Consider the following 1,112-nt stretch of genomic DNA (forward strand, 5'->3'; position numbering starts at 1 on the left):
TGTACTGACCTGTGAGGTTGGGAACGCGGCTGGCGGGTGGCTGGCCTTTGAGTGCGGTGTGACCGCGGTGGTGATTGTAGGTGTGGAGCCACTGCGGGAACGCCTCGCGGCGTTCGGTCTCGGTGCGGTAAGGGTGGGCGTATGCCCATTCGTCGAGCAGGGTGCGGTTGAACCGTTCGACCTTGCCGTTGGTCTGTGGCCGGTAGGGGCGGGTGCGTTTGTGGGTGATCCCGGCTGCGGTCAGGGTGTCGCGCCAGAGCCGGGATCGGTAGCACGACCCGTTGTCGGTGAGCACCCGCTCGACTGTGATTCCGTTGCCGTGGAAGAACGCCTGTGCTCGTCGCCAGAACGCGGCGGCGGTTTCCTTGGTCTCGTCGGCGAGGATTTCGCTGTAGGCCAGGCGGGAGTGGTCGTCCACGGCGTTGTGCAGGTAGCTGTAGCCGAGGTTCGCGCGGCTGCTGATCTTGCGCGGCCGGGCCGGGTCGCGATGTGCGGAACTGTTGCGCTTACCCGCGTGCCTGCCGTGGATCTTGTGGCCACCGCCGTCGGGAATGTTGCCCAGCTTCTTGATGTCGACGTGCACGAGTTCGCCGGGCGCGGCGCGTTCATAGCGGCGGACCGGCTGCCCGGTGGCGCGGTCCACCTGGCTGAGCCGGGCCAAGCCGTAGCGGGCCAGGACCCGATGCACGGTCGAGGGCACCAAGCCCAGCAGATACGCGATCCGCGCCGGTCCCCACCGCCGCGCCAGCCGGACCTTGATGATCCGCCGCTCGGTACGCGTCGGGGTCCGGCGGGGGCTCGAGCGCGGGCGAGAGGAACGGTCGGCCATGCCCGCGGCGCCGGACACGCGGTAGCGGCAGGCCCAGCGCTGCGCCGTGCTGATCGACACCTGGAACCGCTCAGCGGCCCGCCGAACAGGCCATTCGTCCTCGACGACGCACCGGGCCAGACGCAGCCTGCCCAGCTCGGTCAGCGGTGCGTTAGCGTGAGTAATGAGGGCCTCCTGGTCGTCGGTGCAGATGTCGCAATCCACACCGAACCCGGAGGCCCTCCCTCATTCCAAGATCATCCGACTACGTGTCGGACCGTTCGTAACCTCTCACGGCAGTACA

1 protein-coding gene is annotated in these 1,112 nt (G+C 68.2%); it reads right to left on the bottom strand.

The window, feature by feature from the left end; all coding sequences use genetic code 11:
- Positions 1–994: IS481 family transposase (locus tag L6E10_RS31790; protein WP_236223841.1), on the bottom strand; the 994-nt coding region annotated here is incomplete at its 3' end.
- Positions 995–1,112: the final 118 nt, after the last annotated feature.

Origin of the sequence: Lentzea sp. CC55 (assembly GCF_021056325.1) — a bacterium.
Classification (GTDB): domain Bacteria; phylum Actinomycetota; class Actinomycetes; order Mycobacteriales; family Pseudonocardiaceae; genus Lentzea; species Lentzea jiangxiensis.